The 26,405-nt window shown below is 70.1% G+C and carries 25 protein-coding genes; 13 read left to right on the forward strand and 12 right to left on the reverse strand.

Translation table 11 applies throughout. The annotated features are described in order from the left end of the window. Nucleotides 1-169 precede the first annotated feature (169 nt). From rplI to rpsF, 4 genes are all read right to left on the reverse strand, one after another. Nucleotides 170-616: a 50S ribosomal protein L9 gene (gene rplI, locus QSK36_RS28835; protein WP_139575488.1), complete on the reverse strand. Its 447-nt coding sequence runs from the start codon at nt 614-616 to the stop codon at nt 170-172. 19 nt (nt 617-635) lie between these two features. Next, nucleotides 636-872 (reverse strand): 30S ribosomal protein S18, encoded by a 237-nt coding sequence (rpsR, locus tag QSK36_RS28840; protein ID WP_030508621.1) that lies wholly within the window; start codon nt 870-872, stop codon nt 636-638. 86 nt (nt 873-958) lie between these two features. Further along, nucleotides 959-1,504 carry a single-stranded DNA-binding protein gene (locus QSK36_RS28845; RefSeq protein ID WP_139575487.1) on the reverse strand — a complete coding sequence of 182 codons (546 nt, stop codon included), beginning with the start codon at nt 1,502-1,504 and terminating at the stop codon, nt 959-961. Between the two features lie 102 nt (nt 1,505-1,606). After that, nucleotides 1,607-1,897 carry a 30S ribosomal protein S6 gene (gene rpsF / locus QSK36_RS28850; RefSeq protein ID WP_030508619.1) on the reverse strand — a complete coding sequence of 97 codons (291 nt, stop codon included), beginning with the start codon at nt 1,895-1,897 and terminating at the stop codon, nt 1,607-1,609. Between the two features lie 184 nt (nt 1,898-2,081). Between rpsF and QSK36_RS28855 the strand changes: the two genes are divergently transcribed. Continuing rightward, nucleotides 2,082-2,414 (forward strand): hypothetical protein, encoded by a 333-nt coding sequence (locus tag QSK36_RS28855; protein WP_285784520.1) that lies wholly within the window; start codon nt 2,082-2,084, stop codon nt 2,412-2,414. Nucleotides 2,415-2,469: 55 nt separating this feature from the next. Here the strand turns inward: QSK36_RS28855 and QSK36_RS28860 are convergent, their stop codons facing one another. Then, nucleotides 2,470-2,646 (reverse strand): hypothetical protein, encoded by a 177-nt coding sequence (locus tag QSK36_RS28860; RefSeq protein WP_167530482.1) that lies wholly within the window; start codon nt 2,644-2,646, stop codon nt 2,470-2,472. A 180-nt stretch (nt 2,647-2,826) separates the two neighbouring features. Here QSK36_RS28860 and QSK36_RS28865 point away from each other — a divergent pair, with 180 nt between their 5' ends. Next, nucleotides 2,827-3,618, forward strand: coding sequence for a deoxyribonuclease IV (locus QSK36_RS28865; protein ID WP_182901774.1), 792 nt, complete (start codon nt 2,827-2,829; stop codon nt 3,616-3,618). A 43-nt stretch (nt 3,619-3,661) separates the two neighbouring features. Here the strand turns inward: QSK36_RS28865 and QSK36_RS28870 are convergent, their stop codons facing one another. From QSK36_RS28870 to QSK36_RS28885, 4 genes are all read right to left on the reverse strand, one after another. Beyond that, nucleotides 3,662-4,924 (reverse strand): glycosyltransferase 87 family protein, encoded by a 1,263-nt coding sequence (locus QSK36_RS28870; protein WP_285784521.1) that lies wholly within the window; start codon nt 4,922-4,924, stop codon nt 3,662-3,664. An 87-nt stretch (nt 4,925-5,011) separates the two neighbouring features. Next, the gene (locus tag QSK36_RS28875; protein ID WP_285784522.1) at nt 5,012-6,388 is read right to left on the reverse strand and encodes a glycosyltransferase family 87 protein; all 1,377 of its coding nucleotides are present in this window, start codon (nt 6,386-6,388) and stop codon (nt 5,012-5,014) included. Between the two features lie 102 nt (nt 6,389-6,490). After that, nucleotides 6,491-9,463 (reverse strand): transglycosylase domain-containing protein, encoded by a 2,973-nt coding sequence (locus tag QSK36_RS28880; protein ID WP_285784523.1) that lies wholly within the window; start codon nt 9,461-9,463, stop codon nt 6,491-6,493. Between the two features lie 82 nt (nt 9,464-9,545). Further along, entirely contained in the window at nt 9,546-9,929 is a 384-nt protein-coding gene (locus tag QSK36_RS28885; RefSeq protein ID WP_285784524.1) for a DUF5318 family protein, read from the reverse strand. Nucleotides 9,930-10,055: 126 nt separating this feature from the next. Between QSK36_RS28885 and QSK36_RS28890 the strand changes: the two genes are divergently transcribed. Then, a complete protein-coding gene (locus tag QSK36_RS28890) occupies nt 10,056-10,694 on the forward strand; it encodes a PadR family transcriptional regulator (protein ID WP_030508612.1) in 639 nt (212 codons plus the stop codon). Nucleotides 10,695-10,707: 13 nt separating this feature from the next. After that, on the forward strand, nt 10,708-11,787 hold the full coding sequence (locus QSK36_RS28895) for an inositol-3-phosphate synthase (RefSeq protein ID WP_183538257.1): 1,080 nt from the start codon (nt 10,708-10,710) through the stop codon (nt 11,785-11,787). 78 nt (nt 11,788-11,865) lie between these two features. Here the strand turns inward: QSK36_RS28895 and idi are convergent, their stop codons facing one another. Then, nucleotides 11,866-12,462: an isopentenyl-diphosphate Delta-isomerase gene (idi, locus tag QSK36_RS28900; protein WP_183538255.1), complete on the reverse strand. Its 597-nt coding sequence runs from the start codon at nt 12,460-12,462 to the stop codon at nt 11,866-11,868. A gap of 101 nt (nt 12,463-12,563) precedes the next feature. On the opposite strand from idi, the gene QSK36_RS28905 reads away from it, so the two are divergent. After that, nucleotides 12,564-13,862, forward strand: coding sequence for an MFS transporter (locus tag QSK36_RS28905; protein WP_285784525.1), 1,299 nt, complete (start codon nt 12,564-12,566; stop codon nt 13,860-13,862). Nucleotides 13,863-13,877: 15 nt separating this feature from the next. Here the strand turns inward: QSK36_RS28905 and QSK36_RS28910 are convergent, their stop codons facing one another. Together QSK36_RS28910 and QSK36_RS28915 are read right to left on the reverse strand one after the other, a co-directional pair. Continuing rightward, nucleotides 13,878-15,155 (reverse strand): adenosylmethionine--8-amino-7-oxononanoate transaminase, encoded by a 1,278-nt coding sequence (locus QSK36_RS28910; protein ID WP_285784526.1) that lies wholly within the window; start codon nt 15,153-15,155, stop codon nt 13,878-13,880. Next, the gene (locus tag QSK36_RS28915) at nt 15,156-16,592 is read right to left on the reverse strand and encodes a CCA tRNA nucleotidyltransferase (RefSeq protein ID WP_502883352.1); all 1,437 of its coding nucleotides are present in this window, start codon (nt 16,590-16,592) and stop codon (nt 15,156-15,158) included. Nucleotides 16,593-16,733: 141 nt separating this feature from the next. On the opposite strand from QSK36_RS28915, the gene QSK36_RS28920 reads away from it, so the two are divergent. The 8 genes from QSK36_RS28920 (at nt 16,734) to trxA (ending at nt 26,319) form a co-directional block, all read left to right on the forward strand. Beyond that, nucleotides 16,734-17,270, forward strand: a complete 537-nt coding sequence (locus QSK36_RS28920) for an aminoacyl-tRNA deacylase (RefSeq protein WP_183538247.1) — start codon at nt 16,734-16,736, stop codon at nt 17,268-17,270. 46 nt (nt 17,271-17,316) lie between these two features. Beyond that, nucleotides 17,317-19,572: a hypothetical protein gene (locus tag QSK36_RS28925; RefSeq protein ID WP_285784528.1), complete on the forward strand. Its 2,256-nt coding sequence runs from the start codon at nt 17,317-17,319 to the stop codon at nt 19,570-19,572. Between the two features lie 93 nt (nt 19,573-19,665). Then, on the forward strand, nt 19,666-21,264 hold the full coding sequence (gene murJ / locus QSK36_RS28930) for a murein biosynthesis integral membrane protein MurJ (RefSeq protein ID WP_183538243.1): 1,599 nt from the start codon (nt 19,666-19,668) through the stop codon (nt 21,262-21,264). Between the two features lie 417 nt (nt 21,265-21,681). Continuing rightward, entirely contained in the window at nt 21,682-23,205 is a 1,524-nt protein-coding gene (locus QSK36_RS28935) for a protein kinase family protein (RefSeq protein ID WP_285784529.1), read from the forward strand. A 60-nt stretch (nt 23,206-23,265) separates the two neighbouring features. Beyond that, a complete protein-coding gene (sigM, locus tag QSK36_RS28940) occupies nt 23,266-23,856 on the forward strand; it encodes an RNA polymerase sigma factor SigM (protein WP_183538239.1) in 591 nt (196 codons plus the stop codon). Beyond that, the gene (locus QSK36_RS28945; protein ID WP_183538237.1) at nt 23,846-24,835 is read left to right on the forward strand and encodes an anti-sigma factor family protein; all 990 of its coding nucleotides are present in this window, start codon (nt 23,846-23,848) and stop codon (nt 24,833-24,835) included. Before sigM ends, QSK36_RS28945 begins: the two co-directional genes overlap by 11 nt. 152 nt (nt 24,836-24,987) lie before the next feature. Continuing rightward, nucleotides 24,988-25,917 carry a thioredoxin-disulfide reductase gene (trxB, locus tag QSK36_RS28950; protein WP_183538235.1) on the forward strand — a complete coding sequence of 310 codons (930 nt, stop codon included), beginning with the start codon at nt 24,988-24,990 and terminating at the stop codon, nt 25,915-25,917. Nucleotides 25,918-25,995: 78 nt separating this feature from the next. After that, nucleotides 25,996-26,319 carry a thioredoxin gene (trxA, locus tag QSK36_RS28955; RefSeq protein ID WP_030508599.1) on the forward strand — a complete coding sequence of 108 codons (324 nt, stop codon included), beginning with the start codon at nt 25,996-25,998 and terminating at the stop codon, nt 26,317-26,319. Nucleotides 26,320-26,405 lie beyond the last annotated feature (86 nt).

The following is a 26,405-nucleotide window of genomic DNA, read 5'->3' on the forward strand; positions in this document are numbered from 1 at the left end:
TCAGAGGGTCTTTCCACGAAATCCGCTAAATCGGACGGCAAGATACTAGCGTTTCGTATAACCCGCGTTTACCTGAGGGGAATCGCCTCGTCGCCGGGCGACCCGGAGAACCGCGAAGGGCCCCTCTCCGGCGGACGGAGAAGGGCCCTCGACGGAACTGCGGCGGGTGTCAGCCCGCTACCACCTCGACATCGAGGGTGGCGGCGACCTCCGGGTGCAGCCGGACGCTCACCTTGTGGGTGCCGACGCTCTTGATCGCGTTGCCGATCTCGATGCGGCGGCGGTCGAGCTGCGGACCGCCGGCGGCCTTGACGGCGTCGGCGATGTCGCCGGTCGTGACCGAGCCGAACAGCCGGCCCGAGTCGCCCGCGCGGGTCTTGAGCCGCACCTTGAGGGCGCCGAGCTGGCCGGCGACCTCCTTGGCGGAGCCCAGGTCGCGGATCTCGCGGGCGGCACGCGCCTTCTTCAGCGAGGCGATCTGCGACTCGGCGCCGCGGGTCCAGCGGATGGCGAAGCCACGCGGAATGAGGTAGTTGCGGCCGTAGCCGTCCTTGACCTCGACGATGTCGCCGGGAGCGCCGAGGCCGGAGACCTCAGTGGTGAGGATGAGCTTCATTTGTCCTGAGTCTCCTTTCTCAGCGCGCGGTGCTCGTGTACGGCAGCAGGGCCATCTCACGGGCGTTCTTGATAGCGGTCGCCACGTCGCGCTGGTGCTGGGTGCAGTTGCCCGTCACCCGGCGGGCACGGATCTTGCCGCGGTCGGAGATGAACTTCCGCAGCAGCCCCGTGTCCTTGTAGTCGACGTAGGAGATCTTGTCGTGGCAGAAAAGGCAAACCTTCTTTTTAGGCTTGCGGATTGCCGGCTTCGCCATCGTGGTGCTCCTCTCAGAGCCCCGCATGTCGCGGGAATGGTCGCTCGGTTGTGTTTACGGTGGTGGGACCGGAAGGGCCCGGTGACCTAGAAGGGCGGTTCGTCGCTGAAGTCGCCGCCGAAGCCGCCGCCGCCGCCCTGCGGGCCGCCGAAGCCGCCGCCACCGCCGCCGGAGCCGTAGCCCCCCTGCGGGGCGGGCGCCGCGGTCGCCCACGGGTCGTTGGCCGGGCCGCCTCCGAAGCCGCCGCCACCGCCACCGCCCTGGCGGGAGGTCTTGTTGACCTTCGCCGTGGCGTTGCGCAGCGAGGGGCCGACCTCGTCGACCTCGACCTCGTAGACCGTGCGCTTCTCGCCTTCCTTGGTCTCGTACGACCGTTGGCGCAGCCGTCCCTGCACGATGACCCGCATGCCGCGCTGGAGGCTCTCGGCGACGTTCTCCGCCGCCTGCCGCCAGACGTTGCAGGTGAGGAACAGGCCCTCGCCGTCCTTCCACTCGTTGGTCTGCTTGTCGAGGAACCGCGGAGTGGACGCGATGCGGAACCGGGCCACGGCCTGCCCCGTCGGGGTGAAGCGCAGCTCCGGGTCGTCGACAAGATTGCCGACGATCGTGATCTGTGTGTCGCCTGCTGCCATCGGTCGCTTTCGCCTTCCTATCCCGTCAGCTGAGCCGTCAAGGGCTCAGAGTACGGCCCGGCCCCGACAAATCGCCGGGGCTTGGGGTTCTGCCTGTGGAGCTCAGTGGAGCTCGGGGCGGATGACCTTGGTGCGGAGGATGCCCTCGTTCAGGTTGAGCTGACGGTCCAGCTCCTTCACGGTGGCGGGCTCGGCGGTCAGGTCGACCACGGCGTAGATGCCCTCGGACTTCTTCGCGATGTCGTAGGACAGGCGGCGACGGCCCCAGACGTCGACCTTCTCCACGGTGCCGCCGTCGTTGCGGACGACGGTGAGGAACTGGTCGAGCGACGGCTGCACGGTGCGCTCGTCGAGGGACGGGTCGAGAATGACCATCATCTCGTAGCGACGCATGTGTGATCCAACCTCCTCTGGACTCTTGCGGTCACGACGCCTTGCCGTGACAGGAGGACCCTGCGCCTCGCGCCGGGCGGCTATGCCCCCGGCCCTTATCAGACGCAGTCGAACAAGGCTACCAGCCACTTGGCCATACCCGGCCCGGAGAGTGAAACTGGAGGTCGGAGAGGGGGTAGGCGCGATGCGACACGCCATCGGCCGCAAGAGAAGGCACCCCGTTCACCTCACGCTGAACACGGACGGCAGGCCGCACCCGCGGGAGAACGCGATGACGATCGCGACGCTGGTGTGCGGCCTGGTGGCGTTCGTCACGGGCTTCATCGTGATGGCCCACATAATCGCGTCATGGGTGGGCGCGATCGGGTTCTGGGGCGGCCTGTACGCCCAGTTCGTCTCGTCGACCACCAGACAGCGGGCACTGATCATCGTGGGGATCGTGGGGTCGTTCGTCGGCGCCGCGCTGGGCATCGCGCACGGGGGCTTCTTCCCCCGCGGATTCACCCTGCGCAACTGAGCCCACGCAACCGAAGCCCACGCACCCGAAGCCCGGGCGGTCGAGGCGTCGCCGATCAGCCGCCGATGTGCAGATCCACGCCGAGCAGCACGAGGAACCACAGGAAGACCGCGATCAGAGCCTGGGCGACCTGCTTGAGGAGGGTGGGGGTGATGTAGTGGTGGAGCCAGGCCACGTAGAGACCGACGAGGATGTAGATGAGAAGGATGAAGCTGCCTAAGCGATATCTCATGCTCGTCTCCTTGACGACGAAGTAGTATCGCGCGCGGGTCACGGGGGCGCGCGACACGCGACTGCCCTGGTTCGCACTTTTGAAACAGCGTGTCCTCTTGAAACGCTCTTGGAGAGCGCATAGGGTTCGCCCTCCGCGTCCGGCAGCCCCTTAACACGCAAGCAACGGTGGAGGAACGGCATGGACAGCCACAGCGGCTCCCGCCCGCGGATCGGAGCCCACGTCGACCAGGACGACCCGCTGGCGCACGCGGCGGCCCGCGACGCCGACGTGGTGCAGTTCTTCCTCGGCGACCCCCAGGGCTGGAAGGGCCCAGCGACACCCGCCACCGCCGACGCCCTGCGCGCCTCGGACGTGGACGTCTACGTGCACGCGCCGTACGTCATCAACGTGGCCACCGCGAACAACCGCATCCGCATCCCGAGCCGCAAGCTGCTCGACTCGCACCTCAAGGCGGCGGCGGCCATCGGCGCCAAGGGCCTGATCGTCCACGGCGGGCACGTCAACGCCGGCGACGACCCGCAGACCGGCTTCGACAACTGGCGCAAGGTCTTCGAGCGCACCGACTGCCCGATCCCCGTGCTGATCGAGAACACGGCCGGCGGCGGCAACGCGATGGCGCGCAAGCTGGAGCGCATCGCCCGGCTGTGGGACGCGGTGACGGCGGGGGCGCCGGATCCCTCGGTCGTCGGCTTCTGCCTGGACACCTGTCACTTCCACGCGGGCGGCGAGGAGCTCGCCGGGCTCGTGGAGCGGGTGAAGGCGATCACGGGCCGCATCGACCTCGTGCACTGCAATGACTCGCGGGACGCGTTCGACTCCGGGGCCGACCGCCACGCCAACCTCGGCAGCGGGCAGATCGACCCCGAGTCGATCCTGGAGGTCTGCCGGGCGGCGGGGGCGCCGATCGTGGTCGAGACGCCGTTCGAGGGCCAGGCCGACGACATCGCGTTCCTGCGCAAGCATCTGTAGACGCTCGTCCACACCCTGTGGATAACTCTGCGGATTGAAACCCTCAGGAAGCGGGTACGGCCGCCTGAACGTCTTGCTCCTCCCTCACCCGCCTGGGCCTGCGCGTGGCACGCCACAACTGCACGTACGACGTGACGGCGGCGGCCAGGAAGACGAGGTTGCGCAGGACCAGCACGATCGTCCCCGGCAGGGCGCCCGTCCAGCTGTAGTCCTGCTCCACCCAGGGATACATGATCCCCGTCAGCAGGGCGGCCACCATGACGAGCAGGGCGGCCGGCCGCTGCGTCGGGCCCGGCCGGTCGCGCCGCACCGACAGGATGACGGCGGCGATGCCGATCACCCACACGAGGTACTGCGGTGACAGCACCCGGCTGGTGGCGACCAGGAAGAGCACGGTGGTGAGGGCGGCGTCGTAGTACGACCGCGGGCTGGGGGCCGCGCGCAGCCACCACAGGCCGACCAGCGCCAGCGCCACAGGCGTGGCGGCCAGGCTCAGCATCGTCGCGACGCCCACGCCGCCGCCGACGGCCTCCATCGCGCCGTGCTGGTAGGTGGTGTAGCCGCCCCACCAGCCGAGGGCCCGGGCGAGCGCGAACGGCGTGGCGGCCAGCGACTCGATCTGCAGCCCTCGCTCCTCCTGCGCGGTCAGGAAGTCCAGCGCGTGCGGCAGGGTCAGGGCGGCCGCGCCGCACCCCGCCACCGCGACGACGAGCGTGAGCCCCGACGCGGTCAGCAGTTCGCGCCACCGCCGCAGGCCGGCGAGCAGCGCGACCGGCCACACCTTCACGAGGAGCCCGACGCCGATGAGCGACCCGCGCACCGCCGGGTTGGCCGACGCCGTCAGCGCGAGCACCGCCACGAGCGTGACCATGACGTCATACCGGGAGACGAGCACCGGGCCGAGCAGGGCCGCGCCCACGGTCCACGCCCACGGGCCCGTACGGCCGCCGCCGCGGCGGGGGGCCGAGAACCGCCACAGCAGGAGCAGGATCGCGAGGTCGCACAGCACCGCCAGCAGGTAGAAGGCGACGTGGTAGCCCAGCGGCAGCAGGCGGGGGGCGAGCAGCGGCAGCGCCGCGAACGGCGGATACTGCCACTTCTCGTCACCCGCGGGGAACTCCCCCTCCATCAGGACGTCGGACCAGTCGCGGTAGAGGGTGACGTCGTTCCTGAACGACTCGCCGTGCCCGGTCGGGATGGTCTGGGTCGCGACGAGGAGGAGGGTTCCCCTGGTCGCGGCCCACACCAGCAGCAGGAGCCATGGTGGCCTCCGGCGCATCGCGTATCCCCCGTTCGTCGCGCACATTCTCACGCGACGCTACGCGATGCCTACGCTCGGACGGCTCCTGGCCGCGCCGCGACGGGCGCGAAATCCGATGTAACTTTCAGGCGCTCACGCCGTCTCCGGCTGCTGCCGCGCACCCCGCGCGCCTCGCGCGAGGAGCGAACGGCGCAGCACGAGACGGTCCTCGGCGTGGTCGAACACCCCGCCCGACGGGTCGTCGGCCTCCCCCTGGCGTACGACGTCGTGCTCGGGCCGCAGGATGTCGCGGACGACGAGCGCCATGAGGACGACGATGGTCAGCGCCCGGGCCCAGACCGACAGGAAGTAGGGGTCGTCGCCGATGCCCTCCCCGGCGTGGTCGGGATACTGGCTGACCAGGTAGAGCCAGATCGAGAAGAAGTACCAGCACTCGGCGACCTGCCAGGCGGCCAGCGCGCCCCACCTCGGCCTGGCCAGCACCGCGAACGGCACCAGCCACAGGACATACTGCGGCGACCACACCTTGTTGGTGATCATGAAGGCGGCCAGGGCCAGGAAGCACAGCTGCATCAGGCGCGGCCGGCGCGGCGCGGCGAGCGCCAGCACGGCGACGCCCAGCAGCAGCACCGCCAGCGCGGCCATGGCCATGGTGTTCAGCTTCTCGGAGTCACCGAGAAAGGCCAGGAAACCGGGCCTTTCCATGCCGAACCACTGGGTCTTCTGGAAGAAGAACCACAGCCCGCCCCAGTCGGCGCCGCGCTCGCTGCTGAACGCGTAGAACTTCTTCCAGCCCTCGAAGTTGACCATCATGATCGGCACGTTCACCAGCAGCCACGCGGCCGCGGCCGCGGCGACGGTCTTGAGGAACGGAACCCACTTCGCCGTACGCACCGTGAGCAGGAACAACGCGCCGAAGAACATCAGCGGGTAGAACTTGGTGGCCACGGCCAGCGACAGCAGCACGCCGGCGAGCCACGGCCGGTGGCGGGCCCAGGCCAGCAGGCCGCCGAGCGCGAGGGCCCCCGCGGCCAGGTCCCAGTTGATGTACGCGCAGAGGATGACGGCCGGGCCGATCGCGTACCAGAGGGCGTCCCAGCGGCGGGCCGGGCCGGCCAGCGCCGCCGTCAGCAGCACGCCAGCGACCAGCGCGATTCCCATCAGGACCACGGTGACGTCGTAGAACACGACCCCGTCGCCGTGCGCGAGCCTGCGGGCGAACTCCATGATCCCGCCGATGCCCACCGGGTATTCGACCGGGTAGTCGACGTACGGGACCTTGCCCTCGTTGAGCTTCTCGGTCCAGAACAGCGGATAGATGTCGGTGTAGCAGAAGTTCGTGAACTGCCCGACACCGCCGTTCCAGGCTCCGCCGAACCGGCAGGGATACTTCCACAGATACGCGAGAACGGCGCCGAGCCCCGCGAGAAGCCCGAGAGGCAGGTACGGCACCGCCCGCGCGGCGACCCCGGGCAGCGGGGCGGAGTCGTTCGTGGTCCGGGTCGTCATGCTCGGTATTGCACCATTCAACGCCTCGGCTTGGCGACTCCGCGCACCGAAAGGGCCCGCGGCGCGAGTCGCCGCGGGCCCTTCAGGACACCGGATCGCGGATCAGGCGCCGCTGCCGCTCTTGCCGTTGCCGGACCCCGACGGCATGGCGGCCGGAGCCCCGGCGGGGTCCTGGTTGATGTTCAACGGAACGTCGCCGCCCCCGGGGCCGCCGTCCTGGCCGCCCTGGCCCGGGTTGTCGCCGAAGCCCCTGCCGTTTCCGCCGCCGTTGTCGCATCCCGGGCCGCCGTCGTAGCAGCCGCCGTCGTCGGGGAAGTCGGTCGGGAAGTCCGTCGGGAACCCGCCGTCGTCCGGTTCCGGGCTGGGCGACGGCGTCGGGCTCGGCACGAGGTTCTCCGGGGTGCCCAGCCCGGCCTTCGGCGGGAACTGCTCGACGGGCTTGCCCGCGAGCGCCTCCGTCATGAACGTCCGCCAGATCGTGGTCGGCGGGCCGGCGCCCTCGAAGCCCAGCGACACCTCGCTCACGTGGGTGTACGGGTTGTTGGGGCCGTACTTCTTGCTCTCCTTGCCACCGGGAGTGACCGGGCAGTTGGAGTACAGCGGTTGGACGATCTTGCCGCCCTTGGTCACGCACTGCTCGCGGTACATGCCGACCGCGACCGACAACTGCGGGGTGAAGCCGACGAACCAGGCTTCCTTCTCGTTGTTGTTGGTGCCGGTCTTGCCCGCGGCCGGGCGGCCGATGCCCTTGCCCGCCGCCGTACCCGACTTGAGGACTTCCTCCATGGCCGCCACGGAGTCGGCCGCCGCCTCTGGCGTGATCACCTGCTTGACGTCGCGTCGCTCGGCGAAGACGACCTCCTTGTCCTTCCGGACTTCCTTGATCACGTGGTAGTCGATGTGCTTGCCCTCGTTGGCGAAGATCGAGTATCCCGCGGCCTGCTCGACCGGGGTGACCCCCGCGCTGCCGATGGAGAACTGGTACTTGTGGTCCTCGACGTCCTTGTCGAGGCTCTCCTTGCTGAGCCCCGCCTCCTCGGCGATCTGCTTCACCGCGCTGAGCTGCCCGACCGTGCCGTTCGCCTCGTCCAGCTTGTACGCCATCGAGGCGAACGCCGTGTTGATCGAGTGCGCGGTCGCGTAGATCGCGTTGATGGAGTTCGGGACCGAGTGGCCGTTGGTGATGCCCTTCTCGAAGCCCGGAAGCTCCTTGGGCACGGTCTGGTTGCCGGGCAGGTAGCTGTTCAAGCTGTATCCGGCGTCCAGCCAGGCGGCCAGCACGTACGGCTTGAACGCCGAGGCGGCCTGCTTCCTGGACTGGAACGGCTCGTTCCAGGGGTCCTTGAGGTAGTCGTTGCCGCCGTAGAAGGCGACCACCCGCCCCGTCTTGGGGTCGACCGCGGCGAGGCCCGCGTGGAACTCCTTCGACATGGTGGAGGTGGTGGCGAGGACCGCCTTCTTGGCGGCCTGCATCAGCTTCTTGTCGAAGGTCGAGACGATCTTGTAGCCGCCGCTCCTGACCTGGTCGGCGGACAGGTGCATGCGCGACTCGAGCTCGTTCATGACCTGGGTGACCATGTAGCCCTTGAGGCCGCCGAGGTCGTTGCTGTTGCGCGCGGGGACGGTCTTGGGGAACTTGGCCGTGTTCGGCAGATTGCCGTATTTGGCGGGATCGAGCCGTGCCATGGCGTTGACGACGTCCTTGAACCGGCCCTGCAACCGCGGAGAGTCGGCGTCCAGGGCCGGCGTCTGGATGCGCGCGGCGAGGTAGGCGCCCTGCTCCGGCGTGAGCTGTTCGACGTGCTTCTTGAAGTACGCCTGCGCGGCGGCCTCGATGCCCCAGGCACGGCCGAAGGGCACCGTGTTGAGGTACTGCAGCAGGATCTGATCCTTCTTCATCGACTTGTCGAGCTTGACCGCGACGAAGATCTCCTTGATCTTGCGCTTGATCGACACTTCCTGGCTGAGGCCGTCGTAGTAGTTGCGGGCCATCTGCTGGGTGATGGTCGACGCGCCCTGGAGCTGCTGACCGGTCGCGGTCATATAGACCGACCGCACCATGCCGGAAATCGAGATGCCGCTGTCCGACCAGAAGGTGTCGTTCTCGATCGCGATGACGGCGTCCTGGACGTGCTTCGGCACCTTGTTGATGTCGGTCAGGATGACGCGCGGAGTGCCCACCTTGGCGATCAGCGTCTTGCCGTCGCTGTAGTAGATGGCGCTGCCCTGGGCCACGGCCTCCGCCTGCGTCGCCGCCGGCAGCGGGGTGTTGGCGTAGGCCACCGCGATCATGCCGAAGGTGCCGGCGGCCAGCACGGTGAAGGCCGCCACGAGGATCTTCCAACTCGGGAGGAAGCGCTTCCAGCCCGTACGGCGGCGCGGCTTCTCGTCGTCCTCGTCGAAGTCGCGTGGATCCCGGGGGCCGCGCCCGCCGGGACCTTCCGGACCACCCGGGCCGCCGGGACCACCGGGGCCTCCGGGACCGCGGCCACCCCGGCCCGGGGACCTGCGGCGGCGGCCGCCGGCCTGGATCGCCTCGGTGCCCTGTCCGTCCGCGTCCCCGCGGGCGTCACGACGCGAGCCGCCCGTCGGCATGCCCATCGCCTGGGTGCGCTCGTCTCCGCCGGGAACGCCGGGCCTGCCCGGACCGCCGGGACCGCCTTGACCGGCCGGGCCACCGGAACCGGCGGCGTAGCGCGGGTCACGGCCCGCCGGCGGACGTCCGCCGCCCGCCGGTCCCCGGGATCCCTGCTGCGGTCCCTGTGTCGGTCCCTGTGCCGGTCGCTGCGACGGGCTCTGCGGCGCACTCGGGGGCACCGCGTTCATCGCCGCCGTGTCCTCGAAGGCCGCGGCCTCCCTGCGGCGCTGCTCGGGTCCTCCCTGCCGGGCGGCCCGGGGCGGCTGTGGGGCCGGCCCCCTGCCGGGCTGTCGCGGCGGAGCGGGCTCGCCATACTCGCCGTACTCGTCGGATTCCCGGTGCGAGCGACGGCGGCGCCCAGGGCGGGCTGATCCACCGGAGCCCGAGGCGTCCTCGGGACGGCCGGTCGGCTCCGGTCCGTAGCTGCTGTAAGTCACGCGTCCTCGTCAGGTGGTTCGGGGAATTGATCGACGTCGGCCGGCAGGCCGGCGGGCTGGCCTCCTGGAGGTGGAGGTCGCCCTACAGAGAAGGGCCCGGGGGATCGGCTGTTCCGAGGACGAACGACACCGCCAGGTGGTTCCAGGAACAACCTTGGCAGACCTCCACCACGTAGACCCGGAATTCGCGGTATTCACGGGCCATCGCGGTGAGCTCGGCCACCCCTTTTGCCTGGCCGGCCACTCGTCCTAGTTCATCCCCATATACGTATGTGACGTTGGTCACGTTCCTTCGTTCACATATGGGGCACATGCGACTCGTCGGCTCTCCGTGGAACCGAGCCGCGCGCAGCAGGTATGGGTGGGCGTCACACACGTCCCGCGCCCGCATGCGGCCGGAGCGGACGGACTGTACGGCCGCCCGCTTAGCGAGGCCGTAGTCCACGACCGACCGCTGTGACCACATACGGGCCAGATTACGACCCTTTGCCAAATCTTGCCCAACCGTTGACCCGTTGCCATATATGACACCCCGACGTATCCTGCGGATGTATCGAGTCGATACATCGGTCGGACACAGGAGGTGGTTCCAGTGACGGGCTCTCGTGGAGGTGTGCTGGAGCTCGCCGTCCTGGGATCGCTGCACGAAACGCCCTTGCACGGATACGAGCTGCGCAAACGGCTCAACACGCTGCTCGGCATGTTCCGTGCGTTCTCCTACGGCTCGCTGTATCCCTGCCTCAGGGGCCTGCTCAACGAGGGCCTCATCGCCGAGGAAGAGCCCCCCGAGGACACGGTTCTCGGCCGCAGGTCGAAGATCGTCTACAAGATCACGGCGGAGGGTAAGGAGCGGTTGCAGGAGCTGCTCAGTCAGTCGGGCCCGTCCTCCTGGGAGGACGAGAGCTTCGGCATCCACTTCGCCTTCTTCCGCCACACGGAGGCGGAGGTGCGGCTCCGGATCCTGGAGGGCCGCCGCAGCCGCCTGGAAGAACGCCTCGACCGCGTCCGTGAGGCTCTCGCCCGGACGAGAGAGCGGCTGGACAGCTACACGCTTGAGCTCCAGCGCCACGGGCTGGAGTCGGTCGAGCGCGAGGTCCGCTGGCTGAACGAGCTGATCGACTCGGAACGGCGGAGCCGTTCGGCTCCCGGCGAGGGGGATCACCCCCCGGATCCCGCGCAAGCCGTACAGGAAGAGACCCAGAGGGCGGACACGCCCGAGGCAGATAGGTAAAGGAGCGAGTGCTATGGGTTCGGTGCGCGTAGCCATCGTCGGTGTGGGCAACTGCGCCTCATCGCTGGTGCAGGGCGTCCACTACTACAAGGACGCGGATCCGGGCACCCGTGTGCCGGGCCTCATGCACGTGCGGTTCGGCGACTACCACGTCGGTGACGTGGAGTTCGTCGCGGCATTCGACGTGGACGCCAAGAAGGTCGGCCGCGACCTGTCGGAGGCCATCGTCGCCTCCGAGAACAACACGATCAAGATCTGCGACGTGCCGCCGCTCGGCGTCACCGTGCAGCGCGGCCCGACCTTCGACGGGCTGGGCACGTACTACCGCGAGATCATCGAGGAGTCGGACGAGCAGCCGGTCGACGTCGTCCAGGCGCTGAAGGACGCCCGGGTCGACGTCCTGGTGTCCTACCTCCCGGTGGGCTCGGAGGAGGCCGACCGCTTCTACGCGCAGTGCGCGATCGACGCCAAGGTGGCCTTCGTCAACGCGCTGCCGGTCTTCATCGCCTCCGACCCCGAGTGGGCCGCGAAGTTCACCGAGGCCGGCGTCCCGATCGTGGGCGACGACATCAAGTCGCAGGTCGGCGCCACGATCACGCACCGGGTGCTGGCCAAGCTGTTCGAGGACCGCGGGGTCGAGCTGCTGCGCACCTACCAGCTCAACTTCGGCGGCAACATGGACTTCATGAACATGCTGGAGCGCACCCGCCTCCAGTCCAAGAAGATCTCCAAGACCCAGTCGGTCACGTCGCAGATCCCGCACGAGATGGCCAAGGCCGACGTCCACATCGGCCCGTCCGACCACGTGCCGTGGCTGGACGACCGCAAGTGGGCCTACGTCCGCCTCGAGGGCAGGTCGTTCGGCGACACCCCGCTCAACCTGGAGTACAAGCTCGAGGTCTGGGACTCGCCCAACTCGGCCGGCATCATCATCGACGCGGTCCGTGCGGCCAAGATCGCTCTCGACCGGGGCATCGGCGGCCCGCTGCTGTCGCCCTCGTCCTACTTCATGAAGTCGCCGCCGGAGCAGTACTCCGACGACGACGCCCGCGAGGCCGTCGCGAAGTTCATCCGCGGCGAGATCGAGCGCTGACGTCCGCCGTCCACCGCGTGTCCCGCCCCGGCTCCGCTCGATCGGACCGGGGCGGTCCCATGTCCCGCCCGGTATACCTCAGCGGTTCGTGAGCGGGCGCGCGGCCGGCGGCAGGGCGGCGGCGTCGGCCACCGGCCAGGCCAGCGGGTCCGGCCCGAGCGCGACGAGCTGGGGCACCTGCTTCCGGGCCCAGGGCGAGATGTCCAGCTCCCCGCTCATCACCTCGGCCGCGAAGGACGTCCAGGGCTCCCACCGGACCTCGCCCACCTCCTCGGCGTTGGGCGCGGCCTCCTCGGTCACCACGGCCCGGTAGACCGGGCACAGCTCGTTCTCCACCATGCCGTTGTCCATCACGGCCCGGTAGGAGAAGCCCGGCAGGATCAGGTCGACGGACTCGACGGCCAGGCCCAGCTCGAACCCGAGGCGGCGGATCACCGCCGACGACAGCGACTCGCCCGGCAGCGGGTGCCCGCAGCAGCTGTTGGTCCACGCGTCGGGCCAGGTCAGCTTCGAGCCCGCGCGCCGCGACAGCAGCACGCGCCCCCGGTGGTCGAAGACGTAGCTGGAGAACGCCAGATGCAGCGGCGTGTCGGCGCCGTGGACGGTGGACTTGGGAGCGGTGCCGATCGGGTTGCCCTCGCCGTCGAGCAGCACGACATGTTCCTGTGAAGTCACTCTGCGAGAGTACGTGATCACCTTGCTGCGAGGGAGACGTAGGGGGCTTTATCAGGGTTGATCCTGATGCTCGCACGTGATCGTCCGCGTAGGCTGTCGCCGTGTCCTACGTCTCCGATCTGCGAGTGGTCCTGCGGGGCCGAAACTTCCGGCGGCTTTTCGCCACGCGGCTCGTCTCGCAGTTCTCGGACGGGATCTTCCAGCTCGCCGTCGGCGGCTACGCGTTCTTCAGCCCGGAACGGCAGGCCAGCGCGACCGCCATCGCGGCGGGCCTCGCGGTGCTGCTCCTGCCCTACAGCGTCCTCGGACCCTTCGTCGGGGTGTTCATCGACCGGTGGTCGAGGCGGCAGATCCTCGTCATCGCGCCGGTCGTGCGAGGGGTGCTGCTGGTGCTGGCCGCCTGCCTCGTCGCGGCGGGGGCCTCCGACGCCGTCTTCTACGCGGCGGCGCTCGGCGTCCTCGCGGTCAACCGCTTCTTCCTGTCGGCCCTCAGCGCGGCGCTGCCGCACGTCGTGCCGTCCGAGCACCTCATGATGGCCAACGCGGTCACGCCCACCTCGGGCACGGTGATGACGTTCGTCGGGGCGGGCGCCGGCGTCGCGCTCCGCATGATCGCCGGATCGGACGACAAGGGCGTGGCCGTGCTGCTGGTCTGCTCCGGCCTCGTCTTCGGCCTGAGCGCGCTGATCGCGCGGACGATGGAGCGCTCCCTGCTCGGCCCCGCGTACGACCCGGAGCGCCCGCAGGCCCGCGAGGCCGTACGGCACGTGCTCGCCGGGCTGGTGGATGGCGCGCGGCACCTCGCGCACCGGCGTTCGGCCTCGGCGGCCCTCGGCGGCATCGCGACGCACCGCCTGATGTTCGGCATCTCGACGGCGGCCGTGGTGATGCTCTACCGCTACCACTTCACCACCGACGCCGACGACGCGCTGAAGGGCATCGCGCTCGTGCTGGGCGCCGTCGGCGTGGGGAGCTTCGCCGCGGTCGTGGTCACCCCGTGGGCCACCGAGCGGATCCGCATCGAGGTCTGGGTCCCGATGATGCTCGTGACCTGCGGGGCCCTGGAGTTCGCGCTGTGCGCGACGTTCCAGGAGTGGGCGTTCTTCGCCGCCGGGCTGGTGATCGGCGTCGCGGGACAGAGCGTGAAGATCTGCGCGGACACCGTCGTGCAGCGCGACGTCGAGGACGCCTATCTCGGCCGCGCCTTCTCCGTGTACGACATGCTGTTCAACGGCATGACGGTCCTCGGCGCGGTGCTGGCGGCGGCGCTGCTGCCGGCCGACGGCAAGTCCTATCTCGCGCTCGCGGTGATCGGCCTCGGCTACCTGCTCGGCGCGGTGGTCTACCGGCTGATCCTGCCCTCCGCCGTACGCAGGCCGCCGGTCCCCGCCGCCGACTGACGTCCGCCGGCTGACTCAGAGCGCCGCCGTAGCGGCGACCATGGCACCGGTGATGCGGGCGACGTCCTCGGGCGTGCAGGCGTACGGCGGCATCGTGTAGATCAGGCGGCCGAAGGGCCGCAGCCACACGCCATGCTCCATCACGATGTCCTGAATTTTCGCGACATCGACGGGCTGGTCGGTCTCGATCACTCCGATCGCACCCAGCACCCGTACGTCCCGTACGCCGGGGGCGCCCGCGGCCGGGGCGAGGCCGTCGAGCAGGGCGGCCTCGATGCGCGCGACCTCCTCCCGCCAGGGCCGCTCGGCGAGCAGGTCGAGCGAGGCGCCGGCCACGGCGCAGGCGAGCGGGTTGCCCATGTAGGTCGGGCCGTGCATCAGCACGCCGATGCGGTCGGCCACCCGCGCGGTGCACAGCGTGGCGGCCAGCGTCAGGTAACCGCCGGTGAGCGCCTTGCCCACACACATGATGTCCGGCCTGATCCCGGCGTGGTCGCAGCCGAACATCTCCCCCGTACGGCCGAAGCCGGTGGCGATCTCGTCGGCGATCAGCAGGACGCCGTGCTCGTCGGCCAGGTCGCGCAGCCGCCGCAGGTAAGCCGGGTGGGAGAACCGCATGCCGCCGGCGCCCTGCACGACGGGCTCCACGATGATCGCGGCGAGCCGGTCCGCGTGAGCCTCGACGGCCGCGGTCAGCTCCGCCAGATACGCCTCGTCGGGACCGGCCTGCGTCATCGAGACCGGGGCCGGGACCGGGCGGCGGCCGTAGTCGTGCGGCGGCATCGGCGCGAAGACGTGCCGCGGGAGCATCCCGGTGAACAGGTGGTGCATGCCGCCGACCGGGTCGCAGACCGACATCGCGGCGAACGTGTCGCCGTGGTAGCCGCCCCGCACGGTCAGCAGGGTCGAGCGCCCGCTGTACTGGACCGCCATCTTGATCGCGACCTCGACCGCCACCGAGCCCGAGTCGGCGAGGAAGACGCGGTCGAGCCCGGTCATCCCGGCCAGCCGGTGCGCGAGCCGTACGGCGGGCTCGTGGGTCAGGCCGCCGAACATGACGTGCGCCATGTCGTCGATCTGGTCGCGCGCGGCCTGGTTGAGCCGCGGGTGGTTGTGGCCGTGGATGGCCGCCCACCAGGAGGCCATGCCGTCGATCAGCTCACGGCCGTCGCCGAGCGTGATCCGCACACCGCCCGCCCGGCGGACGACGTGCACGGGCACCCCCGACGGCACTGCCGTGTACGGGTGCCAGACGTGCTCCCGGTCGAGCCGGAGGAGCTCCCCGGCGTCCACCTACGCCAGGATCCCGTTGTCGTGAGCCCAGGCGAGCAGGGCCTGCCGCGCGGCGTCCTTGCCGATCATGCCCTGGTCCATGCGGATCTCCAGCATGTGCTTGTAGGCCCTGCCGACGACCGGTCCCGGTGGCACGCCGAGGATCTCCTGGATCTCGTTGCCGTCCAGCTCGGGCCGGATCTTGGCCAGCTCCTCCTCGTCGGCCAGCCGGGCGATGCGCTCCTCCAGCTGGTCGTAGGTGCGCGACAGGGCCTGCGCCTTGCGCTTGTTGCGGGTGGTGCAGTCGGCCCTGGTCAGCTTGTGCAGGCGTTCGAGGAGGTGTCCCCCGTCGCGGACGTAGCGGCGCACCGCGCTGTCGGTCCACTCCCCCGTCCCGTAGCCGTGGAAGCGCAGGTGCAGCTCCACGAGCTTGGACACGTCCGACACCACGTCCTTGGGGAACTTGAGCTCGGTGAGCCGCTTCTTGGCCATCTGCGCCCCGACGACCTCGTGGTGGTGGAACGACACCCGGCCGCCGGGCTCGTTGCGCCGCGTCTTCGGCTTGCCGATGTCGTGCAGCAGGGCCGCCCACCGCAGCACCCGGTCGGGGCCGGCCGTCTCCAGCCCGATGGCCTGCTCGAGCACGATCAGCGTGTGCTCGTAGACGTCCTTGTGCCGGTGGTGCTCGTCGATCTCCAGCCGCAGCTTGGGCAGCTCGGGCAGGACGTGGGCGGCGAGCCCGGTCTTCACCAGCAGCGCCAGCCCGGCCCTCGGGTGCGCGCCGAGGATCAGCTTGTCGAGCTCTTCGCGGATGCGCTCGGCCGAGACGATCTCGATGCGGCCGGACATCGCGGTCATGGCCTCGACGACCTCGGGGGCCACGGTGAACCCGAGCTGGCCCGCGAACCTGGCCGCCCGCAACATCCGCAGCGGGTCGTCGTCGAACGACTGCTCGGGCCTGCCCGGCGTCCGCAGCGTCTTGGCGGCGAGATCCGGCAGCCCGCCGTACGGGTCGACGAACTCGTGGCCGGGCAGGCGGACGGCCATGGCGTTGACCGCGAAGTCCCGCCGGGCGAGGTCGCCGTCGAGCGAGTCGCCGTACATCACCTCGGGCTTGCGCGAGGCGGGGTCGTACGACTCGCTGCGGTAGGTGGTGATCTCCAGCAACCAGCCGCCCTTGCGCACGCCGACCGTGCCGAAGTCGATCCCGATCGTCCAGACGGCGTCCGCCCAGTCCTTGACGATCTCCAGCACCCGCTCGGGGCGGGCGTCCGTGGTCAGGTCGAGGTCCTTGCTCGTGCGGCCGAGGAGGACGTCGCGGACGGAACCGCCGACCAGGGCCAGCTCGTGCCCCCGGGCCGAGAACAGCTCACCGAGCTCGTCGGCGACAGGGGCGATCCGGCGGAACAGTTCGTTCACGGCGCGCTGCTGGCTGTCGCTCAGATTTGAAACGGACAAGGCTGGGTAGGTCCTTCGGTCACGGAACAGAAACTCTCCCCCGATGGCCCAGGTGGTCGGGTGTCACCCAGGGGAGAACACCTAGCGATCACCAGGCCACGGACGGTTCGGGGGCGCTGGACGACGCAAGGAGCACACGAGATGAAAGACGCTCTCGCGATTCACCGCTGGCTCCTCGCCCACCAGATCCACCATGAGATCGTACGTCTTCCGCGCCCGTTGACATGCTCGGACGAGCTTCCCGAGGTGCTGGGGGTCACTCCCGAGACGTGCCTGTGCGTGTCGCTGTTCGAGGTGTCGGCGCGCGGGAGGACACACGAGGTGGCCGTGGTGAGCGCGGTGAACTCCTGTCCCGGGCCGGCGGCGGTGGGCGCCGCCCTGCGCGCCCACAGGGTAACCCCCGCGTCCGCCTTCACCGTGAACTCCGCGACCGATTACGCGCACGGCCTGGTCTGCCCGCTGCTGCTGCCCGACGATCTGACCGTCCTGGTGGACCAGCGCCTGATGGAGCGCATCGATCCCGACGAGGTCGTCCACACCGCGACCGGCGAGCGCCGCACCGCGTTGCGAGTGCGTGCCATCCACCTGTTCGACCTGGTGGCGGCCAAGCCAGTCGATCTGACCACCACCCACAAGAGGGGTCTCGCGAGCCTCGTGAGTCCTATGCGGACCGCGTAGCCAATAGCATTCTGGACGTGCGCCGTACCTCACCGCCGGCCGGCACATGATCCGTAAGGCCGCGCTGCTGACATTGCTGACCGCCCTGCTCGCCTCCCCCGCGGGCATGGCCGGTACGGCTGCCGCAGCGCCTCCTCCGGGTCGTGTCGCGGCCGCGGCTCCGGCAGATCCGCTCCTCGTCAGCGAGATCACGCCGGAGGTCGTGCGCGTCGCCACCGCCCCCATCACGGTCTCGGGGACCGTCTCCGGCACGGCGGGGTCATCCGTCCGGGTCGCCGTCCGTTACTCCCGGGACAGGCCGTTCACCTCCCGCGCCGAGATGGCGGCCTACCTGTCGGAGCAGGGGTACGCCACCACCAACTGGAACACCAGGGTCCAGGCCACGGCGCTCGACCAGTCGGGAAAGCTCCCCTTCCGGTTCACCGTGACCCCCGGGGAGCTGGGCATGCCCCGGCCCGGTGTCTATCCCTTCGAGATCGAGGTGACCGACGCCGCGACCGGGCAGCGGCTCGGGATCGAGCGGACCTTCCTGACGTACGCCCCCAAGGGCGAGCAGATCCCCAAGGTCAAGCTGGCCGTCGCCCTGCCGATCGTGGACCGGCCCCACCGCGCCGACGACGCGACGTTCATGGACGACGACCTGTCCGCCTCGCTCACCTCCGGTCGCCTGGCGACGCTGCTCCAGACGGCGCAGGACACCGGCGACGGGGTGACCTGGTTCGTGGACCCCGCCCTGCTGGACGACGTCCGCGTCCTGTCCTCCGGCACCAGGAGCGTGCGCGGCACGCGCAAGAACGCCGACCCTGCCGCGGGCCAGTGGCTGAACGGCCTGCGCAGCGCGCTGACGGACAAGACCGTCGTCGCCACGGCGTACGCCGACCCGGACGTGGCCGCGCTGGTCCACCACGGCCTCGACAAGCAGGCCGCGGCGTCCATCCAGCGCGGGGCGACGCTCGCGACCGAACTGCTCGGCCGGGAGATCCACAGCACCACCGCGTGGCCGGCCGGCGGAAAGATCGACCGCGACGCGGTGGACGAACTGGCGATGTCGGGCGTGACGTCCGTGCTGCTGTCGGGAGACGCGCTGCCCCCGCGGGCCACGGCGCAGAACACAGGGCAGGACGCGACGCAGAACGGACAGGTCGTTCCCCCGTCTGCGCAGACCACTCCCGACGCGGCGGCCAGGCTCGACACCGTCGCGGACAACCCGCTCACCGCGCTGCTGGCCGACCCCACGCTCAGCGAGGTCCTCGGCGGGAACGTGTCCGGCCCCGGCGCCGCGATGCTCGCGCGGCAGCGGTTCCTCGCCGAGACCGCGATGATCGCCTTCGAGCAGCAGACCCAGCAGAATGGCCAGTTCGGACGGACGGGCCAGACGGGCCAGACCGGCCAGGGCACGACGGCGAAGACGGCCTCGCGCACGGTGATCGCGGCCCCCGAGTCGCACCTGTGGACCCCCGACCCGGCGTTCGTCTCCAGCCTCCTGCAGGCCGCCTCCGGCGCCCCCTGGCTGCGCATGACCTCGCTCGACTCGATCAAGCCCGGCAGGGCCGGGGTGCCGCGCGCCGACCTCACGTACTCCGAGCACGACCGCCAGGCCGAACTGAGCCGCTCCTACCTCGCGACCGTACGCAAGCTGGAGCGCAAGGCCGACGCCGTCGCCACCGTCACCGAGGAGCACACGGACGTCTTCCACACGGCCATACTCCGGCTCGCCTCCGCCTCCTGGCGCGGCGACGGCAAGCGGGCGCTGTCCTTCGCCGGGCAGGTGCAGAAGGCGATCGACGAGCGCATCGACGACGTGTCCGTGCTCGACACCCCGCGCGCGGTCGCGGGCAGCAACGGCCAGGTCCCGGTCAGCGTGGCCAACAACCTGGACAAGGACATCGAGATCAAGATCCGGGTCACCTCGGGCAACAAGGCCCGGCTGGCCATCGACTGGGACACGGGCGTCTACACGACCCCCACCACCAAGATCCTCGCGGGGCGCAGCCAGCTCGTGAACGTGCCGGTGATCGTACGCAACGAGGGCGGCGACGCGAGCATCTTGGTGCAGCTGCTGACCGACGGTGACGAGAAGTACGGCAGTGCGGTGCGCGTCGTGGTGCGCGCGACGGGCTACACCGGGATCGCCCTCGTCATCGTGGGGGCGGCCGTGGTCATCATGCTGGCCGCCGTGGTGATGCGCATCCTGCGCCGCAGGTCGCGCAAGGCGTTCCCGTTCGACGGGCCGAACGACGGGGAGGGCCCGCCCGGCGACCGGCAGGGAGCCGTCCCGGCCGAGCGCACCCAGTCGCCGTAGTCTGGGTCGCCGTAGTCTGGACCACCCTGAAGTCTGGGACCACTGGAGGAAGGCGGCCACCCGATTCCGGCCGCCGTGAATCGAAGGACAACCATGAGCAGGATGCTGCGGGCCAGCGCGATCATGGCGGCCGGGACGATGGTCTCGCGGCTCACCGGCTTCGTCCGCACGGCGATGCTCGCCGCGGCCATCGGCACCGTCGCCCTCGGCGACGCCTACAACGCGGCCTACCAGATCCCCTACATCCTGCTCGACCTGCTGCTCCAGGGCGTCCTCAGCGCCGTGGTCGTGCCGGTGATCGTGCGGGCGCAGAAGCGGGACCCCGACGGAGGCCAGGCGTTCGAGCAGCGGCTGATGACGCTGGCCGTGGTGGTCCTGACGGCCGTCGCGGTGATCGGCGTGCTGCTGGCCCGGCCGATCATGGAGCTCTACACCGCCTCGAACTGGTCCGACGACAAGGTGGCGGTGGCCACCACACTGGCCAGGTTTCTGCTCCCGCAGATCGCGTTCTTCGGGATCGGATCGCTGGCCGGGGCGATCCTGAACACGCGGGACAGGTTCGCCGCACCCATGTGGGCGCCGGTGCTCAACAACATCGTGGTCATGGGAGTCCTGGCCGCCTACTACGCCGTCGGGACGTCCGACATCGCCAAGGTGAGCGAGCGCGACCTCATGCTGCTCGGGCTCGGCACCACCGCCGGCATCGTGGCCCAGGCGCTGGTCCTGATCGTCGCGCTGCACCGGGTCGGGTTCCGGTTCCGCCCGCGGTTCGGGGTGCGCAACACCGGACTCGGGGAGGCGGCCAGGACCGCCGTGTGGACGTTCGCCTTCGTCGGCATCAACCAGATCGGGTTCTGGGTCACCACCAAGCTCGCCACCGGCGCGGGCGACCGGGCGCCGGGCGCCGGCAACAGCGCGTGGGCGTACGCGTTCCAGCTCTTCCAGCTCCCGTACGGGATCATCGCGGTGTCGGTGATCACGGCGATGCTGCCCAGGATGAGCAGACTCGTGGCGGACGGGGACTTCGCCACGGCCCGCGGGGAGTTCTCCTCCGGGGTGCGGCTGGTCTCCTCCGTCATCGTCCCGGCGGGGCTGCTGCTGATGGTGCTCGGCCCGGCGGTCACCACGCTGATCTTCTCGTGGGGCCACATGACGACGGCCAACGCGATCTACATCGGCCATGTCCTGCAGGTGTTCGGCGTCGCACTCGTACCGTTCTCGATCTTCCAGCTCCTGCTGCGGATCTTCTACAGCTTCGGCGACACCCGCACTCCCGCGATCATGGCCGCGGTGAACGTGGTCATCAACGCGTCGCTCAGCCTGATCGCCTACTTCACGCTCCCCGACCGGTACATCGTCATCGGACTGGCGTTCGCCTACCTGATCACGTACGTCGCGCTGACCGGAGTCGCGTGGGTGCTGGCGAGCCGGAAGATCGGCGGGCTCGGCGGCCGGGAGATCACCGCCGGCCTGGGCCGGATGTACGCGGCGGCGATCCCCGCCGCCGCGCTGGCGCTGGCGGTCCTGTGGCTGGCCAGGGAGGTCACCTCGATCACCCCGGTCACCTCAGCCGTGGTGCTCGTGGTGGGCGGCGGCGCCGGGCTGCTGTTGTACATGCTGGCCGCGCATCGGCTGCGGGTGCCCGAGGTCCGTTCCATCATTGGACTTGTCGCAAGCCGGGTAGGACGGTAAGAGTCCTCAAGAACGACCGGCAACTGGAAGGTAACCCGAAAGTCCGATTCGGACGTCTTCGATCGGGAAGGCGGGCACAAGCGGCACGGCACTAGCATGGTGCGCCAGGGAGTGTTGAGACACACCCAGGGAACGTCCCGCAGAACTTGCCCTACCGATGGATTCGGCCGGGCGGGCGACCGCGAGGCGGAGGAGGACCTGCGGCGGCGGCGCCGTGCGGGCCTGTTCCGGCCCCGCGGATGCTCGTCTCCGGGGTCTCGCCGACCCGGCGGTGCTCCGCTCGGCGACCACGGCAGGCAGGAGGTCTTAGGGGCGGGATCTGGAGTTTCGGACCGGCGAGCGGAAGCGGGAAGGCGTGGGCGGAACCACCCGGCATCGGCTGATGCATGCCGACGGGCCGCGGAGCGGGGCGGCCGCATGAGCATGTCCACGGTCGAACCGGGGACCCGGCTGGCGGATCGGTTCCGCCTGGAGGACAGGGTCCACGAATCCGGCGGCGCGACCCTGTGGAAGGCTCTGGACGAGATCCTCGCCCGCCCGGTCGCGGTCCACACGTTCGCGCCCGACTTTCCCCGGGTCGAGGAGGTGGTCACCGCCGCCCGCCAGGCGAGCCGCATGACCGACCCCCGCCTCACCCAGGTCTTCGACGCGGCCGACGAGGACGGCACGGCGTACGTCGTGAGCGAGTGGGTCAGCGGAGACTCGCTCCTCGACCTGCTGGAGAGCGGGCCCGTCGAGCCCGAGCGGGGCGCGGCCCTGGTCGCCGAGGCCGCCGAGGCCCTGGCGCACGCGCACGCGGCCGGGCTCACCCACCTGCACCTGACCCCCGGCCGCCTGGTCTGGACGAGCGGCGGCACGGTCAAGCTCCTCGGCCTCGCCGTCGACGCCGCGATCCTCGACCTGAGCAGCGAGGAGCCCGCCCGGGAGGACGCCGAGGGGCTGGGCCGCCTGCTCTACGCGGCGCTGACCGGCCACTGGCCCGGCGACTTCGACTGCGGGCTGCCCGCCGCGCCCCTGGACGACGGCAAGATCTGCACGCCCCGGCAGGTCACCGCCGGAGTCCCCGGCTACCTGGACGCCATCACCTGCCGCGCGCTGCTGCAGGAGTCGCGACGGGGGCAGCCGCCGCTGGCCACCCCGGCCGACGTGGCCGAGGCGCTCGCCGAGGTGCCCCGCCCCGCGCCGGCGCCGGTCACCACCGCGCCGCCCGCGCTGAATCTGCGCAGCGAGGCGCCGGACGGACTCGGCATGTCCACCATGCCGCCCCGCATGCCGTCTCATCTGGCGCACCAGATGACGATGGTCCCTCCTCCGCCGCCGCCGCGCCCGCAGACCGGTGCCGCGAGCAAGGTCCTGCTGACCGTCATCGTCCTGCTCGTGATGGCGGCCGTCGGCGTGGGCGCCTGGACCGTGGGCAAGAACCTCGGCAACACCCCGAGGGGCGTGGCCCAGTCGGACTCCGCCGCGACTCCCTCTCCCTCCCGCAAGCCGGTCACCGTCAAGCCGGTGAGCGCGACCGGGTTCGATCCCCTCGGCACCGACCGTGCGGAGAAGCCGGAGATCGCCCCGCTCGCCATCGACGGCAAGCCGTCCACCGACTGGCACACCGACAGCTACAGCACCGCCGACCTGGGACGGCTCAAGGACGGCGTCGGGCTCCTCCTCGACATGGGCAAGCCGGTCCCCGTCGCCGACGTGGTCGTCTCCCTGGGCAACGCGGGCGGCGCGACCGTGCAGCTCAAGGTGGGCGACGCGGCGGAGCTGTCCTCGCTCAAGACGGTGGCGGAAAAGAAGGGCGCGTCGGGTTCGGTGACGCTCGCCCCGGAAAAGGCCACTACGGGTCAGTACGTTTTGATCTGGTTCACCAGGCTTCCCCCCTACAACGGGCAGTATCGTGGCACTATCTACGAGGTAACGGTGCATTCCCCCGGATCGGCATAGCAGGGACTTGTGAATTCCCCACCAGACAATCCCCCGACGGCTGAGCACGCGCGACGCGCGATGTCCGATGCCGATCTGCTGGCCCGCCACCTCGGCGGCGACCCTCACGCGTTCAGCGAGATCGTCAGGAGGCACCGCGACCGGATGTGGGCGGTCGCCCTGCGTACGCTCGGCGATCCCGACGAGGCCGCCGACGCGGTCCAGGACGCGTTCGTCTCGGCGTACCGGAAGGCGGGCAGCTTCCGCGGCGAGGCGGCGGTCACGACGTGGCTCCACCGCATCGTGGTCAACGCCTGCCTCGACCGCATGCGCCGCAAATCGGTGCGCCCGGTGGCCGACGACGAGCTCATCGAGGCCGTGGAGCGCGAGGTCCCGGCCACCGACCATGCGGGCGAGCGCGAGGTCTCCCTGGAGGTCACGGCGGCGCTCAAGCTGCTGCCGCCCGACCAGAGGGCGGCCCTCGTGCTGGTCGACATGATGGGGTACGCGGTGGACGACGCGGCGGCGGTGCTGGGCGTCCCGCCGGGCACCGTGAAGAGCCGCTGCGCACGGGGCCGCGCCAAGCTCGCCCCGATTCTTTCGCATTTGCGGAACCGATCTGACCTCACTCGCGTCTCATCCGGGAAGGGAGCAGAACTTCGTGACGGGTGACACGCACTACGACCTGGAGGTTCTCGCCGAGCTGGCGGAGGGTCTCCTTGACGACACGACGGCCCGGCGGGTCCGCGAGCATCTCGCGGTCTGCGACCCCTGCGGGGAGAGCCTCGCCGACCTGGCCGCGGTTCGCGAGGTCCTGGCGGCGATGCCGGTGCCGGCGATGCCTCTGGGCGTCGCCAGGCGCATCGACCAGGCGCTGGCCGCCGAGGCTCCGGACTGGGACCGCGTCCTACGCGACGCCCCATGGGACAGCGCTCCACAGGAGATCGCCCCGTGGGACGACGCTCCATGGGACAGCGTTCCGTGGGAGACGGTCGAGCCTTCGGTCGCGACCCCGGTGGGAACCACCGCGGAAACCGCTGTGGAGACGCACACGGAGCCGGAGCGCGAGCCGGCGCCGGTGGCCGCGACGGCGGCTCCACTGGGCGTCGTCGCCGACGACGGGACGATCGTGCCGGCCAGGCGCCGATCCGGAACGCGTACGGCGGGCCGCAAGGCGTCCAGGCGGCGCACGTGGGCGCTGCCGGCCGCGGTCGCCGCGGCGGCGGCCGTCGTGATCGGGAGCGGCGGTGTCGCCACCGGCCTGCTCTCGTTCGGCGACTCGCCGTCCCAGCAGGTGGTGAGCCAGGGCGATCCCGGCCAGAGCCCGGCCAAGGTCCAGACGCGGACCTACTCGACGTACGCCAGCGGCTACAACTACACCAGCCGGGAGCTGCGCGGGCCGCTGCTGGGTTACTTCGGCGTGGCGCCCGGCTCGGGCACCAACGACGACGAGGATCTCGACACCTGCGTCAAGCGGTTCTCGAACCAGCTCGACCGCACGCCGATCGGCGTCGACAAGGCCCTCTACAACGGCAACGAGGCCACGATCATGGCGTTCTGGGAGGACAAGAGCAGCAACGCCGTCCGAGTGGTCGTGGTGGACTCGGAGTGCCACAAGCTGCGGCCCGAGGTTCTGGCCTCCTGGAAGTGACCACGCGGCGCGAGCCGTAACATCAGCAGTGGCGAAGCCCCCCGCGACCTCCGGGGGGCTTCGCCGTATCGCGGGACCGGTACGGGAATGACCGGGGCCTAGGATCTGTTGACGGCACTGCACATCAACCGGGAGCGAAGAAGGCGGGTCCGTTGAGCGACGTTCGTAACGTGATCATCATCGGGTCGGGGCCGGCCGGCTACACGGCCGCCGTCTACACCGCGCGCGCGGACCTCAAGCCGCTCGTCTTCGAGGGGTCGGTCACCGCCGGCGGGGCGTTGATGAACACGACCGATGTGGAGAACTTCCCCGGGTTCCCCGACGGCATCATGGGCCCGGACCTCATGGACAACTTCCGCAAGCAGGCAGAGCGGTTCGGCGCCGAACTGGTGGCCGACGACGTGGTCGAGGTGGACCTCGAGGCGAACCCGAAGGTCGTCAAGACCTACACCGACACCTACTACGCCAAGGCCGTGATCCTGGCCACCGGGTCGCGCTACCGCGAGCTCGGGCTGGAGAACGAGAAGCGGCTGTCGGGGCGGGGCGTGTCGTGGTGCGCCACCTGTGACGGGTTCTTCTTCCGCGACCAGGACATCGTGGTGGTCGGCGGCGGCGACACGGCGATGGAGGAGGCGATCTTCCTGACCCGGTTCGCGAAGTCGGTGACGGTGATCCACCGCCGCGACTCGCTGCGCGCCAGCAAGATCATGCAGGACCGGGCGTTCGCGAACGAGAAGATCCGCTTTGTCTGGGACAGCGAGATCGCCGACGTGCTCGGCGAGGAGCGGATCTCCGGTGTGCGGGTGCGCAACGTCAAGACCGGCGAGGAGTCCGACCTGCCGGTGGGCGGCCTGTTCATCGCGATCGGGCACGAGCCGCGCACCGACCTGCTCAAGGGCCAGGTCGACCTGGACGAGCAGGGGTACATCGAGGTCGATGCGCCGTCGACTCGGACGAACATCGACGGGGTGTTCGCGGCCGGGGACGTCGTCGACCACACCTATCGTCAGGCGATCACGGCCGCCGGGACCGGATGTGCGGCGGCGCTGGACGCCGAGCGCTGGCTGACGCTGAACGCCTGAGTCCCGACATCGGGAATGCGGGGACAGTCCCCGCGGTTGTCTGCACCGCCACACCACTCATGCAAGGGGAGAGATACCGTGGGCGCGATCAAGAGCGTGACGGACGCGAGCTTCGAGGCCGAGGTCCTCAAGAGCGACAAGCCGGTTCTGGTCGACTTCTGGGCCGAGTGGTGCGGTCCGTGCCGTCAGGTCGGGCCGATCCTCGAGGAGATCGCCGCCGAGAACGCCGACAAGCTGACCATCGTCAAGCTGAACATCGACGAGAACCCGGTCACGCCGCGGGACTACGGTGTGCTCCAGATTCCGACGATGAACGTCTACAAGGGTGGCGAGGTCGTCAAGCAGATCATCGGCGCCAAGCCGAAGGCCATGCTGCTGCGCGAGCTCGACGGCGTCATCTGACGCCGCTTCCGCCGGCACCACCCGAAGAGCCCCCCGTGCGTGCGGCGCGGGGGGCTCCTGCGTTCTCCGGTGCCGTGTGGGACGGC

The sequence above is a fragment of the Microbispora sp. NBRC 16548 genome (genome assembly GCF_030268985.1).
GTDB classification, from domain to species: Bacteria; Actinomycetota; Actinomycetes; order Streptosporangiales; family Streptosporangiaceae; genus Microbispora; species Microbispora catharanthi.

Bases quoted from the DNA above. Each gene is read 5' to 3' on its own strand.
- QSK36_RS28870 (WP_285784521.1), bottom strand. From the start codon at position 4,924: ATGTGCGCGACGAACGGGGGATACGCGATGCGCCGGAGGCCACCATGG.
- murJ (WP_183538243.1), top strand. From the start codon at position 19,666: ATGAGCAGGATGCTGCGGGCCAGCGCGATCATGGCGGCCGGGACGATG.
- QSK36_RS28885 (WP_285784524.1), bottom strand. From the start codon at position 9,929: ATGTGGTCACAGCGGTCGGTCGTGGACTACGGCCTCGCTAAGCGGGCG.
- QSK36_RS28925 (WP_285784528.1), top strand. From the start codon at position 17,317: ATGATCCGTAAGGCCGCGCTGCTGACATTGCTGACCGCCCTGCTCGCC.
- QSK36_RS28860 (WP_167530482.1), bottom strand. From the start codon at position 2,646: ATGAGATATCGCTTAGGCAGCTTCATCCTTCTCATCTACATCCTCGTC.
- QSK36_RS28865 (WP_182901774.1), top strand. From the start codon at position 2,827: ATGGACAGCCACAGCGGCTCCCGCCCGCGGATCGGAGCCCACGTCGAC.
- QSK36_RS28845 (WP_139575487.1), bottom strand. From the start codon at position 1,504: ATGGCAGCAGGCGACACACAGATCACGATCGTCGGCAATCTTGTCGAC.
- QSK36_RS28855 (WP_285784520.1), top strand. From the start codon at position 2,082: ATGCGACACGCCATCGGCCGCAAGAGAAGGCACCCCGTTCACCTCACG.
- sigM (WP_183538239.1), top strand. From the start codon at position 23,266: ATGTCCGATGCCGATCTGCTGGCCCGCCACCTCGGCGGCGACCCTCAC.
- QSK36_RS28895 (WP_183538257.1), top strand. From the start codon at position 10,708: ATGGGTTCGGTGCGCGTAGCCATCGTCGGTGTGGGCAACTGCGCCTCA.
- QSK36_RS28920 (WP_183538247.1), top strand. From the start codon at position 16,734: ATGAAAGACGCTCTCGCGATTCACCGCTGGCTCCTCGCCCACCAGATC.
- QSK36_RS28875 (WP_285784522.1), bottom strand. From the start codon at position 6,388: ATGACGACCCGGACCACGAACGACTCCGCCCCGCTGCCCGGGGTCGCC.
- rpsR (WP_030508621.1), bottom strand. From the start codon at position 872: ATGGCGAAGCCGGCAATCCGCAAGCCTAAAAAGAAGGTTTGCCTTTTC.
- QSK36_RS28935 (WP_285784529.1), top strand. From the start codon at position 21,682: ATGAGCATGTCCACGGTCGAACCGGGGACCCGGCTGGCGGATCGGTTC.
- rpsF (WP_030508619.1), bottom strand. From the start codon at position 1,897: ATGCGTCGCTACGAGATGATGGTCATTCTCGACCCGTCCCTCGACGAG.
- rplI (WP_139575488.1), bottom strand. From the start codon at position 616: ATGAAGCTCATCCTCACCACTGAGGTCTCCGGCCTCGGCGCTCCCGGC.